The sequence below is a fragment of the Terrimonas ginsenosidimutans genome, from assembly GCF_022012415.1.
In the GTDB taxonomy this organism is placed as follows: Bacteria; Bacteroidota; Bacteroidia; order Chitinophagales; family Chitinophagaceae; genus Terrimonas_A; species Terrimonas_A ginsenosidimutans.
Map to the genome: position 1 here is coordinate 52,736 of NZ_JAKLTR010000004.1, position 19,169 is coordinate 71,904.

9 protein-coding genes are annotated in these 19,169 nt (G+C 46.6%); 8 read left to right on the forward strand and 1 reads right to left on the reverse strand.

The window, feature by feature from the left end:
* Positions 1 to 547 precede the first annotated feature (547 nt).
* The 7 genes from LZZ85_RS07915 to LZZ85_RS07945 all read left to right on the forward strand — a co-directional run bounded on the left by LZZ85_RS07915 (position 548) and on the right by LZZ85_RS07945 (position 10,846).
* On the forward strand, positions 548 to 5,455 hold the full coding sequence (locus LZZ85_RS07915) for an Ig-like domain-containing protein (RefSeq protein WP_237870402.1): 4,908 nt from the start codon (positions 548 to 550) through the stop codon (positions 5,453 to 5,455).
* Between the two features lie 278 nt (positions 5,456 to 5,733).
* Positions 5,734 to 6,090 (forward strand): 30S ribosomal protein S6, encoded by a 357-nt coding sequence (gene rpsF, locus LZZ85_RS07920; protein WP_237870404.1) that lies wholly within the window; start codon positions 5,734 to 5,736, stop codon positions 6,088 to 6,090.
* A 5-nt stretch (positions 6,091 to 6,095) separates the two neighbouring features.
* On the forward strand, positions 6,096 to 6,359 hold the full coding sequence (gene rpsR, locus LZZ85_RS07925; RefSeq protein ID WP_237870406.1) for a 30S ribosomal protein S18: 264 nt from the start codon (positions 6,096 to 6,098) through the stop codon (positions 6,357 to 6,359).
* Between the two features lie 107 nt (positions 6,360 to 6,466).
* A complete protein-coding gene (gene rplI / locus LZZ85_RS07930) occupies positions 6,467 to 6,913 on the forward strand; it encodes a 50S ribosomal protein L9 (RefSeq protein ID WP_237870408.1) in 447 nt (148 codons plus the stop codon).
* A gap of 268 nt (positions 6,914 to 7,181) precedes the next feature.
* Entirely contained in the window at positions 7,182 to 7,589 is a 408-nt protein-coding gene (rbp, locus tag LZZ85_RS07935) for an RNA-binding regulator (protein ID WP_237870410.1), read from the forward strand.
* Between the two features lie 998 nt (positions 7,590 to 8,587).
* Entirely contained in the window at positions 8,588 to 9,964 is a 1,377-nt protein-coding gene (locus LZZ85_RS07940) for a glycosyltransferase (protein WP_237870412.1), read from the forward strand.
* 48 nt (positions 9,965 to 10,012) lie between these two features.
* Complete coding sequence (locus LZZ85_RS07945; protein WP_237870414.1) at positions 10,013 to 10,846, forward strand: universal stress protein; 834 nt, start codon at positions 10,013 to 10,015, stop codon at positions 10,844 to 10,846.
* Positions 10,847 to 10,966: 120 nt separating this feature from the next.
* Here LZZ85_RS07945 and LZZ85_RS07950 read toward each other — a convergent pair whose 3' ends face one another.
* Positions 10,967 to 16,363: an alpha-2-macroglobulin family protein gene (locus tag LZZ85_RS07950; protein WP_237870416.1), complete on the reverse strand. Its 5,397-nt coding sequence runs from the start codon at positions 16,361 to 16,363 to the stop codon at positions 10,967 to 10,969.
* Between the two features lie 451 nt (positions 16,364 to 16,814).
* Between LZZ85_RS07950 and pbpC the strand changes: the two genes are divergently transcribed.
* A complete protein-coding gene (pbpC, locus tag LZZ85_RS07955; protein WP_237870418.1) occupies positions 16,815 to 19,136 on the forward strand; it encodes a penicillin-binding protein 1C in 2,322 nt (773 codons plus the stop codon).
* Positions 19,137 to 19,169: the final 33 nt, after the last annotated feature.

Here is a 19,169-nt window from a genome sequence, read left to right on the forward strand (position 1 = left end):
CTCCAAAAGCCTGGGCGACCGTCTGTTTCTCCCCGGATCCTCCTCATTGCCTCCTCATTGCCTTCCCGAAACCTCCTCTGTTTCTCCCCGGGCGTGGGAAATGAACAGAGGTTCCAAAGCAATAGCAGAAACCGGCAAAAACTAAAATACAGGATCCATATACAGGCTTATCGTACCCAAAAACATCCCCCCCTGCCAGCCTTACCGCCCCGGTTCATCTATAACCAGTGAAACACGAAAACGGTTAGAGAAGCTTCATAATGAATCGATCCGGACCGTTTGCCAGTCACTTTCAAAAACGCCCGGTTACCAGGGTGTGTCACGCGCAAAGTGGTAAGAATTATTTCATACCAGCACCCTTCTTCCTATTCGTTTATTACTTAGCTTAGTTACCCAATCCTCGAAGAACTCTCTGACCTGTAGTTCAAGCCATCACAAAATCCACTCTTTACTCCGTACCATCCATCCAAAGCAGTCCGCTATTGGAGTTTTTGTTATTTATTATCTGTTAAACATAACATGTTCCTTATCCAACAAACAATCTATTATGAGAAAAATCTACCTACGATTGCTGGGCAGCTGCCTCGCTATGTTAATGGCATTCCAGGGCCATTCACAGGTTGTGATCAGCCAGGTGTATGGAGGCGGAGGCAATGGCGGCTCCGTTTATCAGAATGATTTCATCGAGTTATTTAATCCCACCAATGCCACGATCAGCCTCGCCGGCTGGTCTGTACAGTATGCCAGTGCGGCCGGTACCGCATGGGCGGTAACACCCCTGTCAGGATCAATTGCTCCCGGTCGTTATTACCTTGTACAGCAAGCGTCCGGTGCAGGTGGCACAACAGGCCTGCCCACACCGGATGCAACGGGTTCGATCGCTATGTCTGCCACTGCCGGCAAAGTCGCCGTAGTCAGCAGTACGACCCCCATAAGCGGCGCATGTCCTGCAGGGCTGATCGATCTTGTCGGCTACGGAACCGCCAACTGTTTTGAAGGTTCCGGAGCAACACCCGCTCCTTCAAATACAAATGCGGTACAGCGTATCAGTAATGGTTGTACCGACAATAACAATAACGCCACTGATTTTGTAACCGGCGTTCCGAACCCGCGCAACACCAGTTCGCCTGCTAACTCTTGCGTTGGCTGCACCGCACCCACCAATCAGCCTACGGCTCTTTCTTTTACACCTGCTGTTACGTCAGTAAGCGGGTCATTCACTGCAGCCGCAGCGGGAACAATTGCCGCAGATAACTATCTCATTGTGTTCAGCACGTCTTCAACATTATCGCAGCAGCCCATATCCGGCAATGCATACAATACAGGAGATAATATCGGCAATGGCACGGTAGCCGCATTCCCGGATGCAACTTCCTTTACTATCAACGGACTTACTGCATCGACAACCTATTATGTGTTCATCTTCGCCCTCAGCAGCACAGGTAATTGTTATAACACGAACTCTCCGCTGACAGGAAGTTTTACTACAGAAGCCAACCCGGCTCCTACAGCATCCGTTTCCGCAGGAATAAATGCAGCTGAACCTTCTACAAATGGAAGTTTTGTTGTAACGCTTTCAAGTCCCGCTCCCGCAGGTGGGGTAAGCATTGGATATACACTTGCGGGCAATGCGGTTTCCGGCACAGACTATACCGATCCGCAGAATGGCACACTGTTGATCGCACAAGGCGAAACAACAGGAACGATCCAGATCAATGTAGTGGATGATGCGATCCCGGAACCTTCCAAAACAATTTCTGTTACGCTGAACACCGCCAGCAATGGTTATATCATCGGAACGCCAACAGCAAGCATTACACTTACTGACAATGATATCGCCGCGGCTATTCCACTGACCACCTCATATTCCCAGGATTTTAACTCGCTGGCAACTACCGGCACGGCAATCACATGGGCAGATAATACAACCATTCCGGGATGGTATGCCAGCCGTGTTGTTTATAACACCGGAAACGGAAGCAGCAACGCCGGAGCCTTGTATAGTTTTGGAACGACAGGTTCCACTGACCGTGCGATCGGAAGTATTGGCTCGGGAAGTACCGGAACCGTTCTTTATGGGGCAAGATTCGTCAATAATACCGGTGGCGCCATCACTTCATTGAAGATCGCATATAAAGGAGAACAATGGAGAAACGGAGGAGTGGCAGCTGTTCAGACAGTCAACTTTGCCTATCAGACCGGAACGGCCATTTCCTCTTTAACAGAGGGAAGCTGGACTGGCGTAACAGACCTGAACTTCAATAGTCCTGTTACAGGAACCACTGCTGCCGCGCTGGACGGGAATCTTCCGGCGAATTCCGGCGTAGTTATATATACTATTCACGGATTGAACATTCCGGCAGGCAATGAGCTCTTTGTCCGTTGGGAAGATATCGATCATAGCGGAGCAGATCATGGTCTCGCAGTAGACAGTTTCAGCATAGAAGCCAATCCGCAGGATCTTGTGGCCCCTGTGATCACCGGCAGATTCCCGGCGGTAAGCGCAACGGAAGTTTCCACTAATACAGCATTATCGGTCGTGTTCGATGAACCCGTCCAGAAAGCGACAGGCAACATCGTTATCCGCAAAGTGTCCGATAATAGTGTTTTCCAGACGATCAGTATCACGGATAATACCGTTATCGTTTCAGGCAACGCTTTATCAATATCATTATCTGCCCTCTCGCCGAACACTGCTTATTCTGTTGAGATCAACTCCGGCGCGGTAAAAGATCTTGCAGGCAATGATTTTGCAGGTGTAGCACCCGCAGACTGGACATTCACAACGGGTATTACGTTCTTCACGGCAAACTTCAATAGCTGCACAACAGCGCTCACAGATGGTTTCACACAGTACAGCAGCACAGGCGATATAACATGGGCCTGCACTGCATTCGGCCGTGATCCTAACGCACCGGCCGGCACAGCTGCATTCCCGAATGCCGTGCAGATAAATGGTTTTGCAGGAGGCACTAACGTGCCGAATACAGACTGGCTAATCTCACCGGCCTTTAATCTTCAGAATACAACCTATCCATTGCTGAGCTTCTGGAGCAGAACAGCTTTCAACGGACCACCATTGGAATTGAGAGTGTCTACCAACTATACGGGAGGTGATCCCGCATTGGCAACATGGACAACCATTAATGGCAAATTCCCTTCGCAGACGTCGAATGTGTGGGCATTGTCATCCAATATCAACCTGTCTTCATTCAAAGCGGCCAATGTCCGATTTGCATTTGTTTATACCTCTTCGGAAGACGATGGCGCCCGTTGGACGGTGGATGACGTCAGCATTGCTGATTCCCCCGTTCCGCCTCCACCGAGCCTGACCATCAGCACCACTGATCTCCGGTTCAACTATGTTGCCAATGGAGCTACTGCTGATAAGAACTTCTCCTTCGTTGGGAATGACCTTACTTCCGGCGTTTCATTATCCGTGGCGGGTAACTTCCTCTTGTCAAAAGACGGAAATTCGTTCAGCCCTTCACTTGTGTATACGCAGGAAGAAGCTAACAATATCGAAAAAACGGTGCATGTAAGATTTGCGCCAAATCAACAGGGACAGAACTTTACCGGCAGCATCAGTTTCAGCATGCAGGATACGACGGCTGCTGTAACACTTGCCGGCACAAGTATCGATCCGCTGACAACACTGGAAGTAGTGAACTGGAATATCGAATGGTTCGGTAGTCCTCTTGAAGCACCAGCCAATGATGATCTGCAACAACAGAATGTAAAAACGATCCTCGAAAATATCGGTGCGGATGTTTATGCCTTGACAGAGATCGTCAACGAAGAAAGACTGGCAGGTCTTGTGAGCCAGATGCCGGGTTATACTTATGTGATCAGTAATTACGGATCACATACAAACACAAGTGTCAACCCTCCTTCTTCACTGGGCACCGCACAGAAACTTGCATTCATTTACAAAACAGATGTATTGAGCAATGTAACAACGACTCCGTTGCTTACACAGGGTATCAATGCATCTTCAGATATCAGCAATCCTGCTTATAATTACTGGGCTAGCGGAAGATTCCCATTCATGATGAGTGCGGATGTTACCCTGAACTGCGTCACCAAAAACGTGAAGTTCATTCTGGTGCACGCAAAAGCCAATACGTCTCCGACGGCCACATCCTATGACAGAAGAAAACGTGGCGCTGACTCGTTATACTATCTGCTGAACCAGCAATTTCCAAATGATAATGTGATCATACTTGGCGACTTTAATGACGATCTGGATCAATCGATCACTGCCGGTTTCACGACAACATCATGGAACACGTTTGTTGCAGACCAGGCAAACTTCAGTCCGCTGACGCTGCCATTAAGCCTGGCAGGTAAAAAGTCAACCGTTAGCTACAATGACATCATCGATCATGTGATCGTATCAAACGAAATGGCCGGCTATTACATGGATTCAACGGCGAGTATCCTGAACGATGTAACAGGTCTTGTAAGCAACTACGGTTCTACGACCAGTGACCATTATCCAGTATTTACCCGTTACCGCTTTACGAACACCACGGCACCCGTGATCACGACCTGCCCTCACCCAGCGCCATTCTGTGCAAAGGCGGATGGGAACTATACCATACCAGCCATTGAAGCAGCGGATGATTGCGGTGCGGTGATTGTTTCCTATACGATCACCGGGGCAACTGAACGCAGCGGCACCGGATCAAATGCCAGCGGTTCATTCAATGAAGGTGTAAGCTCCATCAACTGGACCGTAAAGGATGCGCAAGGCAATACAAGCACCTGCCAGTCGACAGTAACCGTCAATGAAGCTCCCGAAGTGATCATTCCCGATGCCTTTGCATTGCCTTCCGGCACTGATGCAAATACCGTTTATAAAGGATATGCACCTGCTTCAACCATTACATTAACGGCAGCCACGACCGGTACAGGATATTCCTATAACTGGTCAAACGGAGCAACCGCTTCAAGCATCACGGTCAGCCCTGCTGCGAATACGACCTATACAGTTACGGTAACTGATGCAAATGGCTGCCAGGCGACAGCTGCCAAACCGATCACCTTCAAAGATGTTCGTGGGGGTAAAAAGCTGGACAAAGTGATCATCTGTCACAAACCAGGAAATATTAACAGCACACTGGAAGTTGATCAGAATGCGGTTTCTGCGCATTTGGCTCACGGGGATAAGTTAGGAGGCTGCGGACCGGTTCAACAATATCCGCCGCTTAATGTTGCTGCAAGTCCTAATCCAACGGTGAGTACATTCCTGATCACGATCAAAGGAGGCAACCCGATGGAAACTGTCAACATGAAAGTGTACAATGTCCTCGGGCGTCTGGTAGAACAGAAACAGAATCTGCAAACCGGGCAATCATTCAGGATCGGGCAGGATTATAAACTCGGACTTTACCTGGTCGAGTTCAGCCAGGGTAGAGACAAGGAGATCCTGTTGCTATTGAAATTAAGATAACTAATTTAATATCAAAACCTTAAACCTCATCCGCTGATCCCCGGCGGATGAGGTTTTTTTATTGGGCTCAACGTTACTGAGCGTTTTTTTACTTTTTAATTTTTACTTTTGACTTCCTTCCGGCCCGGACTTGGCCCCTACCAGATTTTTCCCTACTTTTGCAGCCCCAAATCTGTATTCGCAGATTTCCCGTTTGCCGGTAGCAAAAGGGATCCAATGGTTAAATCGAATTTTTAACAGATCCCGGATCGATGTCCGGGATGACAAAAAGAGGTAAAATGAACAATTACGAATTGATGGTGATTTTTACCCCGGTTTTAAGCGATGACGAGTTCAAGGCAGCACAGAAAAAGTATACTGCCCTGGTTACCGAAAACGGTGGCTCTGTTGTAGCAGAAAACCCCTGGGGTTTGAAATCACTTGCCTACCCGATCCAGAAAAAAACAACTGGTTTGTATTGGGTACTTGAGTACAGCGCTCCTGCTGAATTCAACGAGAAGTTGAAAATCCAAATGCTGCGCGACGAAAGCGTTCTGCGTCAGCTTTGCACTAAACTCGATAAATACGCCGTCGAGTACAATGCTAAGAAAAGAAGTGGTGTTAAAACTGGAACTGAAAAAGCAGTGGAGGCTTAATCATCATGGCAAAGAACGAAATTAAATATCTGACCGCTATTAAGACTGACAAACGTGTTAAGAAGTTTTGTCGTTTTAAAAAATACGGTATCCGTTACATCGATTACAAAGATGTAGAGTTCCTCAAAAAATTTCTGAATGAGCAGGGTAAATTACTCCCTCGCCGTTTGAGTGGAAACAGCCTGAAGTATCAGCGCAAAGTTTCTGACGCGGTTAAAAAAGCTCGTCAGATGGCATTGTTACCGTACGTAACAGATCTTTTAAAATAGGCTAAATATCTCTAATCCCGGATCAGGTCCGGACGAGCCCTGGCTTGTCTCACTGGTTCAGGTGAAAGTGAAGCCTTTTAATTCACTGAGATAAAAAACAAAAAGAAATGGAAATCATCTTAATTCAGGATGTTGACAACCTGGGCGCTGCTAACGAAGTAGTAAGTGTGAAAAGCGGTTATGCTCGTAACTTTTTACTTCCCCGTAAGCTTGCTGTGGAAAACAATCCAAGCAATGCAAAGCAACTTCAGGAAAGACTGAAGCAAGTGCGCAAGAAAGAAGAGAAAATGCTGGCTGAAATCAACAGCGTTATCGCTAAACTGAAAGAAGCTCCGTTGAAACTCGGTGCTAAAACAGGTACAAGCGGTAAGATCTTCGGTAGCGTTACGTCTCTTCAGATCAGCCGTGCGATCCGCGAACAACGTGGTTACGAGATCGACCGCCGCAAGATCAGCATCGCTGATGAAGTGAAAGAATTGGGTAGCTACAAAGCAAATATCGACTTCGGAAGTGGTCACTCTACCGAGGTTGAATTTGAAGTAGTTGCTGAGTAATTTCTTCGAAAATACCCCAAAAAGCTCCTCCCAAAAGAGGGGCTTTTTTGTTTCCCGGGCTAAAAATCAGCTTTTTAACCCCAAAACCCGCTACCCGCAAGGACTACAGCCAAATATTTTCCTATATGTCAAAAAAAAATCTCTACATTCGTAGTGATTTGGTGTTCTTTACAGTTTCACAAGTCCTGAACGTTTCGAAAAAAACAGCAAATGTTCATTGGTTACTGTCAGCTGTTGACACTTTTAGTTTTTTTAAAAATTTCTCAAAATGAACATTTACGTTGGAAACCTCAGTTGGAACCTGAAAGACCAGGATCTGTTGAACCTTTTCGCTTCACATGGTGAAGTTGGTACTGCCAAAATCGTTCTCGACAAATTTACTAACCGTAGCAAAGGTTTTGGATTTGTTGAAATGCCAAACGATGACCAGGCTCAAGCTGCTATCAATGCCCTCAACGGCACTGAAGTAGACGGCCGCAACATCGTTGTTAACGAAAGTCGTCCTAAGCCTGAAGGCGGTGGTAGCGGCGGCGGCGGCGGCTTCAAGAAAAGAAGCTTTGGCGGCGGCGGCGGCGGTGGCGGCTTCAAAAAAGGCGGCTCCGGTGGCGGCGGCGGTTATAACAAAGGCGGCGGCGGTGGATATCGCGACCGCGGTGGATACGGCAACGATTATTAATCTTACTTTATTCCATACAAGTGAAAGTCCTGCAGTAATGCAGGACTTTTTTATTTATAGCAATACGCATAATTTCTAACAGATAAACACAACATTCAGCTGACAAGGCTGAAGCCCGGATATAAAAATTGCCTTTATTGTTACCCGTTTATTTACTGCCAAGGCAGGAAGCGGAACCTGGAAGAGATCAGTCATAATAAGATTTTATCCTGCTCAACTTTTCTCTATTATTTCTTGTAAGATGAGACCATCACTCAGGTTGAATAATGCAATCGGCCAGGGAATGAGAAGATCATTACAGCAGAGGTACCATTACAATGTCTATGAGCCCTTTCAGCAACCAAACATTAATAACTATCCGCATTGCTATTTTTTATAAGAAGATAAAATACTCAAGCGATCAAATTAAGATCATCCATGGATCGCATATCCATAGTGAGACGTTAACTTACTGCGATGCTATTGTCTTTTGCTTGCTTCATTCTCTTCACAGTTTTCAGAATGATAGTGCGCTTTTACGCACATAAATCGCATACGTCTTTCAAGTTTCTTGTCATATCATTTAAACAGTCCCTAATTGTTTCTCCTTACGGATTAGTGCGGCTTCGGTGTTGATTTATTGCTACATTTTTATGATAAAAACACCAGGCGATCTTCCAACAATTTATCTGAACAAAATGAGTTTTCCGGTGTGATGTTTTATCATTTACCTGATGTGTTTGTTAACTATAAAATATTATCGGCTAAGCCACTTATTTGCAGGAAAATACATTGAGGTTAACACATTTACAGTAGTTATTAAAGCATTTCTAATGCTCTTGCTCTTCGAAACCAACATATAAATACTACCTTTCAAATATCCGCCTTTCGTCCTTTCGGAAAGGGCCGGCGGGGGCCGATTTCAGGCCCGATGTTTGACAACAAAGGCATGTGTAGAATATGCCACAGGCATACAGCATACGGGCGCCATTATTAATCTAAACCAAGAGGAGAAACACATGCTCACAGTGATTATTCCCGCACTGAATGAAGAAAAAACTATTGCTCAGGTGGTCAGGTTTTGTTTTACAGATAAGCTCGTTTCAGAAGTAATAGTTGTTGATGACACATCGGAAGATAACACGGTTCATGTAGCGCGCGAAGCAGGCGCAAAAGTGCTGATCAGCGCAACGCGCGGAAAAGGAATTTCCATGAAAGAAGGAATTGACGCTTCTACCAACGACTATGTCATTTTCCTCGACGCAGACATTGACCCATACCCCGATCATTCAATCAGCAAACTCGCTACTCCTTTGCTGGAAGAGCGTGCAGATTTTGTAAAAGGCGCTTTTGCGCGCAATGCCGGCCGCGTAACCGAACTTGTAGCAAAGCCTTTACTGACTATTTTGTTTCCCGGGCTTGCTCATTTCTCCCAGCCTCTTAGCGGAATGATCGCAGGTAAGAAAAGCTTTTTCCAGAAGATCGAATTTTTCAACGACTATGGCGTTGATATCGGTATACTGGTAGATATGTACCTGATGAAAGCCCGTGTGGAAGAAGTAAATATCGGCTACATCGAAAATAAAAGCAAGCCATGGGAAGCCCTTGGTAAAATGAGCCGCGAAGTATCACGCGCAATACTTAGCAAAGCGCAACGTCAGCACAACAATGAATTGTCCCTGGAAAGCGTAAACTCCCTTGAAGCCATCCAACGGGAAATGAATAATTCCATAAGAGAGAATCTTTCTACGTATCATAAAATGCTGATCCTTGATATGGATGACACCATATTAACAAAAAGATTCATCAACGAATGTGCAGACGCATTTGGCTTCAGACAAAAGTTAGACGACCTGAGAGCTAATGAAAAAGATTCGATCATTCTTACAAAAAGGATCGGTCTGTTGTTAAAAAACCGGACCATGGATGAATTGCTCCATGTGATCAGCAGTATGCAAATGGCTGACAACATCAAGGAGATGGTTTTGTATTATAAACAACGTGGATACCTGGTTGGGATCATCAGCCACAGCTACACATTGATCACTAATTATGTGAAACAACAGATCGGCGCTGATTTCTCTATGGCACACCAGTTGGAGTTCTTTGAAGGAAAAGCTACAGGAGAAGTGAGCCTTCCCTCTTATTTCTTTGGTTCACCGGAAAGCATTTGCGGGCATTCATTCTGCAAAACGAACGTAATGCAGCATGTTTGCGAGAAGTATAATGTAAAGATGAAAAACTGCATCGCAGTGGGTGACAGTAAAGATGATCGGTGTATTATTACTTATGCAGGAAAAGGCGTGGCCTTCTGCACAACCGATGAGATGCTGGAAAAGATCGCAGATAAGAATATCCGGGAAAGAGATTTCCAGCCTTTGCTGGAAATGGCCTGATAAAGCAATTTTGAAACCGTCTTGTATCACAACTAAAAACTAGCGCCTATGCCAAACAAATTGTATAACATCCTTGTACCGGTTGATTTCACCGCAAGAAATAAGTGGGCGATTGCAAAAGCACTGGAACTGTCGAACACATTCAACTGTAACGTCCATCTCGTTTACACAAACGGTAGTACAAAAAATTCAACCAGCGCAACAAGAAGCCAGGAAACGATCCTTCGCAAACTGGAACAACTTAAATCTCTTTACAGCCAGCAGATCTGTGGAGAAGGCAAGCTGGAGATCAGCTTACTGAACGGCAACCGGCAGAAAGAGCTTTCAAATTATATTGAACAGTATGAAATGGATATTGTGGTAGTCGGACTGTCTAAGTTCAACCTGCTCCACCGCATCGCTTCATCGATCTCTATCAGCAGAATGGCAAAAAAAATGCAGATCCCGGTTTTAGGCGTTCGCTCAAGCGGCCTTGTATGCCACTATAAAAAGATCGTTCTGCCTGTATCCGGGGAATTGCCGATGCGACAGATCAGGCTTGCAGCATTGCTGGGAAGAGCCTTCAAATCGACGGTATATTTCGTTTCCCTGCGAAAGCACGCAGAAGAACAGAAAGACAATGTGGTGGATATGGCACTGGAATTTGTGCAGAGCATTTCAACAATACCTGTTCAGTGTTTTCTTCTTGAGGGCCAGAACCTGGCGAAAAGTACGCTGGAGTTTTCCAAAAAGATCAATGCAGATCTGATCGTGGTAAATCCGGTCAAAGACCTTCGTTTGCCCGGCTTGTGGAACAGAATGACGAATAAGTTGCTTTCATACGGATCGAAGATCCCGGTGATGACAGTAGCTGCTCCCTCCGGAAAACAACATTCTAAGTAATTAATGGCGTAGAAGTATCGCAAAGGACGCTAAGTAAACGCAAAGAGCGCAAAGAATAAAACCTTTCCGCTCTTTGCGTTTACTTAGCGTCCTTTGTGATACAGAACTACGCCAGCCGGTCTATTGAACGATCCTGATCACACCAGCACCATTGTAAGAATGGTACTCCCCGTTATACATCGCGTCTGCACTCACCGGCCCCATTTTGTACTGACCAGGCGAAACCGCTCTTACCGCATAATAATATGTCTGTTTATTATTATAGGCGTCCACGAACAAATGCAACCTATCATCTCTCACATCGATCGACGTTGGCGTTGACGCATCCTTGATCCAGTCCATTCCCGGAATCTCTTTTGTTCTTGGATTCTCGATCTCAAACCCTGCAGGCAGCAGATCTGTGATCACGATATTCTCCACGCTACCCGAATAGGTTTTCTCCAGGGTAATGCCAATAATCACGAGGTCATTCTGCCTGAACGTATTTCCGCTGACCGGCGTTCCGAAACGATCAAAGAAGCGCTTTCTCACTTTCAGGAAATTATCCTCTTCCACATAGTCGCCCGTTGCACTGATCCCTTCCGCTTCCCAGAAGAAGTAAAGATTGCCGGTGCCTTTTGTAACGACCTGCACATTCGTCCCTTTCAGCGCCGCTTTATCTCCCCGCCATTGGCCTCCCTCTACTTTCGCTACCGTTTTGCCGTCTACCTTTATTTCCGCCGTCACTGTCGAGCTATTTGCGCTACGCGCCAGTTTACCCAGCGCAAGGAAAGAGAATGCTCTTTCCTGCGTGCTTAACCAGGAACGGCTTTTCAGTTGCTGACCGACATGTTTTGCCATTACCGGGATCTGCTTGTTCCCCGGATCAACATCTACCAATGCGTTCAGCGCGATCGCTTCATCCCGGACAGCTGAATAATAGCTGCCGCCGGTTTGTGTAACCGACTCTTCTCCTGCAAATGAACCGGGAAGAATTGCCGTGAATGATTTCTTATCCCCCGCAGCTGCGTAAGCCGCAGAAAGCAGGTAGCGGCTATCCAATGCCAGTACCGCAGGGTTCGATTTGTAATAGTTCATTGCCGGGATATTCGTTCTGCCTGCAAGTGCCAGCACATACAAGCCGTAGGCAACTTCCTTCGGCGCTATCTTCTTCTGCTGATCGCGGTTATAGTAATAAGTGATCAGTTCCCTGTTCTTCAACCGGTGATTGATATAGTTCAGCATTGTTTCGATCAGGCTGTTATCTACATCAAACCCTGCCTTTCTCGCTTCCAGGAGGAAGTGCGCGGAATAAATGGTAGACCACCAGTCTTCCTTACCGCCACCGTCCCACAATGTTACGGCACCGGTGTACAACTGACGCATCTTGATCTTCCGGATAGCTTCCAGGATATTTGAATTCGCATTGGTTTTCTCTTTTGCATTCAACTGCATCAGGTCAACCATATCTCCATAGTACAATTGCGGGAATGCAGCAGAAACCGTTTGCTCGGTACATCCGTAAGGATACTGAACAAGGTATCGCAATTGTTCGCCCAGTTCGAGTACCGGAGAGCGGCTTACTACAAAATTGTAATTGCTGCTGCCGGGAATAAAGTCTCTCATACCCACATTGACGGTCTGGGAACTTCCGCCAGCGATGACACCACTGCCGGTACGCTTCTGCAGTGTTGATGCAGGGCGGATGCTGATCTCCGTCTCATCTTCGAACTTCTCTCCTGCTCCATTCGCCAGGATCTTGACTTTACCGATCCCTATCACAGGATCTGCAATGATCCGGAATGACGCACGACCTTCTGATTTTGCGGATACGGGAATAGACTCTGTTGCACTGCCTACGACTTTGAGCCCTCCTTCTACTTTTATAGTAGCAGACACATTGGTCGACTTATCTGTGGTATTGCTCAGTGTAACCGGCACGTTCACGGTATCTCCGGGGCTCAGGAATCTGGGCAATGCGGTGCTTAATACGATAGGATCAGCAACAGTCATGGTATTCTCTCCTGACCCAAAACGCTGTCCTTTGTAAGACACAGCCATCAATCTGATCTCGCCGCTGAATTGCGGGATATCGATCTCGAATTCAGCATTACCGCTGCCATCCGTCTTTTTGATACCGCTCCAGTAGCTGACAACCTTGATACGCTTCGCAGGCATCGGGTTCACCCTTCGATCCATGCTTAACTCACCGTCACCACCTGTGCTGCTTGATCTTGCCCGCACTTCAGCAAACAGCAGCGGATACAGGTCGTACGCGCTTACCTGCAAGGCTTTTTGCTGATAGAAGTAATTATAGGGATCGGGGGTTTTAAAATCACTTACCTGCAGTACGCCGTTATCGACTGCTGAAAGCGTAACATAACTACCCGGTGCGCCTTTGACTTTGATCTTCTGATGTGTTTTTGAACGAACTGTTTTCTGCGCATCGATCGTTACCGGGATTTCACGGCTTTTCTCCTCCACACTTACATTCTGGAATCCGTGGGCTACCGTTAACGGGATATCCGACATTTCATGGGGTTTGATCAATGTTGCCGTAATGTATACGTTCGGCACGTGTTCACCGGTGAGCTTCAGGTCAAGACTTGCAGAACGATCATTCACGGTCACATACTGATGAGATATCAGGTGGTCTGTTTCCATCGTCACCAGCATCCTTCCGCTGAACGGCGTTTTGAAAAGCGCTTTGACTGTTTCGCCTGATTCATATGATTTCTTATCAAGCGTGATATCAACATTCCCTTCATTATTCACTTCGAACGAGTTATTATCACCACCCCAGCTTCCGTAGCTATAGAAACTGCGGCTCACATAGCTGTTCGCGCCGGGGATATAAACCCGCAGTTCATAGTCACCCGGAGAACGCGGGACATAGCTGAACGAAGTATTGTTACCTACATTCAGCTGCACCTCCGTCATCATCTTATCCTGCTTCTGCGATTCATAACGGAAATAGCTGCCGCTTTTGCTCAGGACAGTTCTGTATTCGTGCTTGATCACCTGGACCTTTGCGGTAGAATTCACTACGCTTCCTTCTTTATTTACCGACACGAGGTCAAACTTCGCGGTTTGATTCAGCGGGAAATAATACATCCAGTCATATTTGATACCATAGAAGACATCCTGCGTATACACGTCTGCAGACACCATCCTGCTTACTGGTCTGCCGGTCTCATCAAAAACGGTTGTGTAAAAATTCGTCTGCAATGCCCCCATGTGCTGGTAAGTATCTGGTACCTCATAGGTTTCCACAGCATTTCCTTCCGCATCCGTTTTGCCTTCCTTTACCTGCTTATCAAAGAATGTATTCTGATTGGCGAGGCTGAAATTATAATTGCTGAATTTTTCCGGTGAGAAGCTTTTTTGTTTTACCTGGATCTCCGTTTCATAGTTGCGGTTAGCTGCCGGCGGACCGAAGAAGTTCATGGCATTGATAGAAAGCTGTGATGACTGTCCGGGTTTTAATGCCGTTGCACTCAGCTTCGCATTCACGCGGATACGATCCGGCACGAACTCTTCAATGGAGAAATTTTTGGAAGCCAGCAGTACATCATTCGACGTGTAAACTTCGAGTGTATAACTGCCGGTTATAGCCGAAGTGGCGATATCCACATTTCCTTCCACAGCACCTTCATCATTCAGGTTCTTACGGAAGGTTTTGAGTTCTTTTCCATTTGGCATCAGGAACTTCATTTTCAGCGGGATTTCTCCCGGAGAATGCCATTCCCTGTCACGGATGATCACGGAGAAATTCACCCGCTCCCCTGGTCTGTAAATATCCCTTTCGGCATAGACAAATGCGTCCAGGCCGGAAGAGTTGTTACGTTTACCACCAACTGCAAATCTTGATGTATTGACCCTGGTATTATTGAAAGGCAGATAGTTGAAGTCGTCGGCCGTTTTAGCGATGATCATTGCCGGCTTGAAACCACTGAACTCTTTTTTGGAGTAAGCGATCGAGGCCACGCCATCTGCGTCCGTTGCACCGGTACCGATCAGTTGGTTATTGGCTGCGTATACACTAATGGTCACGCCATTTACAGGATCCGCTGTTTTGATGGAATTCGCAAATACGACGATCTTATCCTCCCCCTGTTTGGCGATCAGACCAATATCTGACAAAGAGATAAAGCGGCTGTCTCTCACCCAGTAATCTGTTTCGGAGCGGATCACCACGTGGTATACGCCATTGAAATCCGGTAAGCGATCTTCAAACTGCGAAAAGTTCAATAATCGTCCGCCGCCACTTTTGGGCAGCGATCTTGTGTCGATCACTTTTTCATAGATCACATCACCGAGGGACGCACTCGTATAGCTATCACCGCCATACTCTCCTTCGTAATCATCATAGCCGGGATTGCCGGATTCCTGCGGGTAATAGCCGTAGCGTTGCGCCATCAGCAGGTTGTTCTCATAGATCTTGGAGATCACGATCTTCACCTTCTCAACGCTGGTGATACGGACTTCCATATTCTTTGCGCCTTTTTTAGAAAGATAAACGGCTTTATTGTTGGTAAAGGTGATCCCCGGCTCCAGTTCGCCAAAGGCGATACTTCCATTGTATTCTTCTTTTAACACACCACCGATCTTACCACGCAGACCTTTTGAAATGATCAGGGTATAGCTTTTATCCACGCTGAACTGGCTGCTGCGGATCGTAAACCCTGATTCATTCGTGCTTACACTGAATGAAACTTCCGGATCGATCTTAATATGCGATTTCAGGTTCTCTTCACTCAACTGCTGGCTCGTTACCACATGAACAAAGCCATCTGTCCCGTCATGCTCTGTTTCGAGATTCTGCACTATAAGAGAATACGGTGAGGGGATCGTTACTGCAGAAGACAAAGCTTCCGCCGTTGAATTCTTACCGCCTTCGGGCTTTAAGCCTTTTCCAATGGTTATTTTGGAAGAGTAGTCATTGTCGGAAGACTTCACTCCGTTCAGCCGGACAGAGATCTTCGAGTCTGGAGAAACGGTGAGCAAACTGAATTCCTGCTTCTTTCCGTCGACATCTATTTGTAATAGCTCCTTGAGATCAGCGGGGTTGATCTTGTAGTTAAAGAACAGATCCAGCTGAGGTGATGCAGTAGTGCTTGATTCCCCGATCCAGATCACCTGTGAGCTTTCCAGCTGTAATGCCGGTGTATGAAATTTGATGTCATCGCCGCCACTTACTTTATCGTATTTGCTGAACCGTAGTACAGATGACTTGATCCTGGCGGTGTAATCCGTTGCCGGATTGAGCGGTTCGGCCGGAGAAAAGACCAGTTGGTCGGGTGTTTCCCAACGATACTTTCCCCTGATCGCCGGCTCAAAGGAGATATAATCAGTAGAATCCCAAACATTCAGCAGGGAATCGGCAACCATTCCCTGATCGAACCGGAACTGCAGATTCCCAAGTTGGGGAACTTCATCTTTTGCGTTGGTATAACTAAGAACGGCGGCATTACGGTTGCAGGCCGTCACGACAAAGGCAATCGAGGCAAAAACTGCCAGGAATCTTTTGAAATACATAAGGTTTGGTTAGGTTCTCTTTTATAAAGAGAAGGTAAATAAAATCATTGAAACGGGGACTCATACCTACCCCTTTTTCCATAAAGCGTATCACAAGGATAATAAAAAGTGTAAAACTCAGGTTAAGGAGGAATGCTTTTGTCTGCCAGCATGCACGAACCTGCAATCATGTGAGAGGAATTTGAAGCAAGATAAGATGCCGGTAACGCGGAATCCTAATATTTGCGGATAAATATTTGTTAAGGGGGGTGTTCGTTGTCCGTTGACTGTTCACCGTTGACCGTTGTCCGTTGACCGTTGTCCGGAAAGACTGTTACCAAATGCTGTTTATGGATCGTTTTCTTGCGGGCAACGGACAACGGTTAACGGTCAACGGACAACGGCTGCTGAATTTTATCTAAACATTTTCATCCGTATTTCTACCTTTACGCCATCCGCCGCCAGGCAATATATGAAACGACGATTTTCCAGGCAATATATCATCCGGTTATTAAAGCGCATTGCGATCGTAATGGCTGGGTTGGTCATTTTGTTCTTTCTGCTTAACTGGATTTTTCCGCTTCCTGATAAGATCGATTATTCCTCTATTCTGACAGATGGCAAGGGGGAAGTTATCAATGCAAGCCTCACGAATGATGATAAGTGGCGAATGAAAACCGAGCTGGATGAGATCTCACCGCTTTTAAGGAAAACGATCATCGCAAAAGAAGATAAGCATTTCTACAGCCATCCGGGCATCAACGTGGTAGCGATCGGCCGGGCATTCTTCAAAAACCTGTTCCGCTGGAAAAGAACTTCCGGCGCCAGTACCATCACCATGCAGGTGGCACGTGCACTGGAACACAGAAAGCGCACGTTGCCGAATAAGATCGCGGAAATGTTCCGTGCATTGCAATTGGAATGGAAGTATGATAAGGATGAGATCCTTCAAATGTACCTGAACCTCGTTCCGTATGGTGGGAATATCGAAGGGGTGAAAGCAGCGGCATTACTGTATTTCAATAAAAATCCCGACCACCTTTCGCTGGCCGAGATCACCGCATTAAGCATTATTCCCAATCGCCCCTCAAGTCTCGTTATTGGCAGGCATAATGGCCGCATTGTGGAAGAACGTAACCGTTGGCTCCAGAAGTTTGCCGATGATGATGTTTTCACAGATAAGGAGATCAGCGACGCACTGGCAGAGCCATTGACGGCGACAAGGAACACTGTTCCGCATTATGCCCCGCATCTTTTTTACAAGTTATCACGCCAGCAAAAGGGCGCGATCGAGTCGCATATCGATCTTAATATGCAGCTGAAAACGGAGAAGATCGTCCTGGATTATGTCCGGTCCCAGCGACTCAGAAATATCCGCAATGCTGCTGTGGTGATCATTGATAACAGAACAAATCGCGTGGTCAGCTATGTAGGGTCTTCCGATTTTACCGATACATTGGATGACGGGCAGGTAAATGGCGCCGCAGCGATCAGGCAACCAGGCAGCACGCTCAAACCTTTACTCTACGCATTGTGTTTTGATGAAGGGCTGCTAACACCCAAATCAGTGATGACTGATGTGCCTGTTAACTATGAAGGTTATGCCCCGGAGAATTATGACCAGAAGTTCAACGGCTACGTCAGTATCCAATATGCACTTGAACATTCGTTGAATATACCGGCAGTAAAAAGCCTGAGCCTTCTTGGCCAGGAAAAAATGATCGATCAACTGATCAAATGCCGTTTCAAACAGATCGAAAAAGACCGAAAGAAACTCGGGCTCTCCCTGATACTCGGAGGGTGCGGTACTACGCTTGAAGAACTCACCGCTCTTTTTGCCGCTTTTGCCAATGAAGGAAAATTCAGCAGGCCATCTTTTACAAATGCGGACAGCGTTAAAAATACGGTGCAACTGATCAGCCCGGCTGCCAGCTACATGATCAATAATATTCTTTCCAAAGTAAACCGCCCCGACTTTCCGCTTAACTGGACTGCTACGGAACGCATGCCGAAGATCGCATGGAAGACCGGCACCAGCTATGGACGAAGAGATGGCTGGAGTATCGGCTATAATAAAAATTATACTGTGGGTATCTGGACCGGCAATTTCTCCGGTGCAGGTGTCCCTGATCTGAGCGGCGCGAATATAGCCACACCTTTGCTGTTCCGCATTTTCAATACCATAGATTATAACAATGATAAGGAATGGTTCTCTCCGCCTGCTGATCTGGAGCTTCGCCAGGTATGCAGTGAGACCGGCCTACCGCCGGGAGACCACTGTACAAGTATCACTTCAGACTATTTTATACCGCTGATCTCCAGCACGCGAACTTGCAGCAACTGGCAGGAGATCATGACAAGTCCGGATGAAAAGATCGCTTATTGCAAAAGCTGCGCGCCTGCTACCGGTTATAAAAAGAAATGGTACAAAATGATCGAACCTGAAATGCAATTATGGTTTGCAGAAAACAGGATCGCATTTCAAAGCATTCCCCCGCATAATCCGGATTGCGAACTGATCTTTAAAGGCAGTGCTCCGGTGATACAGTTCCCGGTGAACAAGATGGAGTATCTGATCAATAAGAAAAATCCGGAACCCTTGCAGCTCATTTGCAAGACAGCGCCGGATGTGAGCAAGGTATACTGGTATATCAACAATAAATTCTACAAGGCATCGCCTTCCGGCGAGAAACAATTCTTCCTTCCGGAAGAAGGACCGGTAAAGATCTCCTGTACGGATGACAAAGGGCGTAACAGGAATATTACGATCTATGTAAAATTCGTCAATCTGTGACCAACAGACTGGCGTATTGGTATCGCGAAGCGC

Excerpts from the sequence above, each read along its gene's own strand:
- LZZ85_RS07945 (WP_237870414.1), top strand. The coding sequence starts at position 10,013 with ATGCCAAACAAATTGTATAACATCCTTGTACCGGTTGATTTCACCGCA.
- LZZ85_RS07950 (WP_237870416.1), bottom strand. The coding sequence starts at position 16,363 with ATGTATTTCAAAAGATTCCTGGCAGTTTTTGCCTCGATTGCCTTTGTC.
- LZZ85_RS07940 (WP_237870412.1), top strand. The coding sequence starts at position 8,588 with ATGCTCACAGTGATTATTCCCGCACTGAATGAAGAAAAAACTATTGCT.
- rplI (WP_237870408.1), top strand. The coding sequence starts at position 6,467 with ATGGAAATCATCTTAATTCAGGATGTTGACAACCTGGGCGCTGCTAAC.
- rpsF (WP_237870404.1), top strand. The coding sequence starts at position 5,734 with ATGAACAATTACGAATTGATGGTGATTTTTACCCCGGTTTTAAGCGAT.
- rbp (WP_237870410.1), top strand. The coding sequence starts at position 7,182 with ATGAACATTTACGTTGGAAACCTCAGTTGGAACCTGAAAGACCAGGAT.
- rpsR (WP_237870406.1), top strand. The coding sequence starts at position 6,096 with ATGGCAAAGAACGAAATTAAATATCTGACCGCTATTAAGACTGACAAA.
- pbpC (WP_237870418.1), top strand. The coding sequence starts at position 16,815 with ATGAAACGACGATTTTCCAGGCAATATATCATCCGGTTATTAAAGCGC.
- LZZ85_RS07915 (WP_237870402.1), top strand. The coding sequence starts at position 548 with ATGAGAAAAATCTACCTACGATTGCTGGGCAGCTGCCTCGCTATGTTA.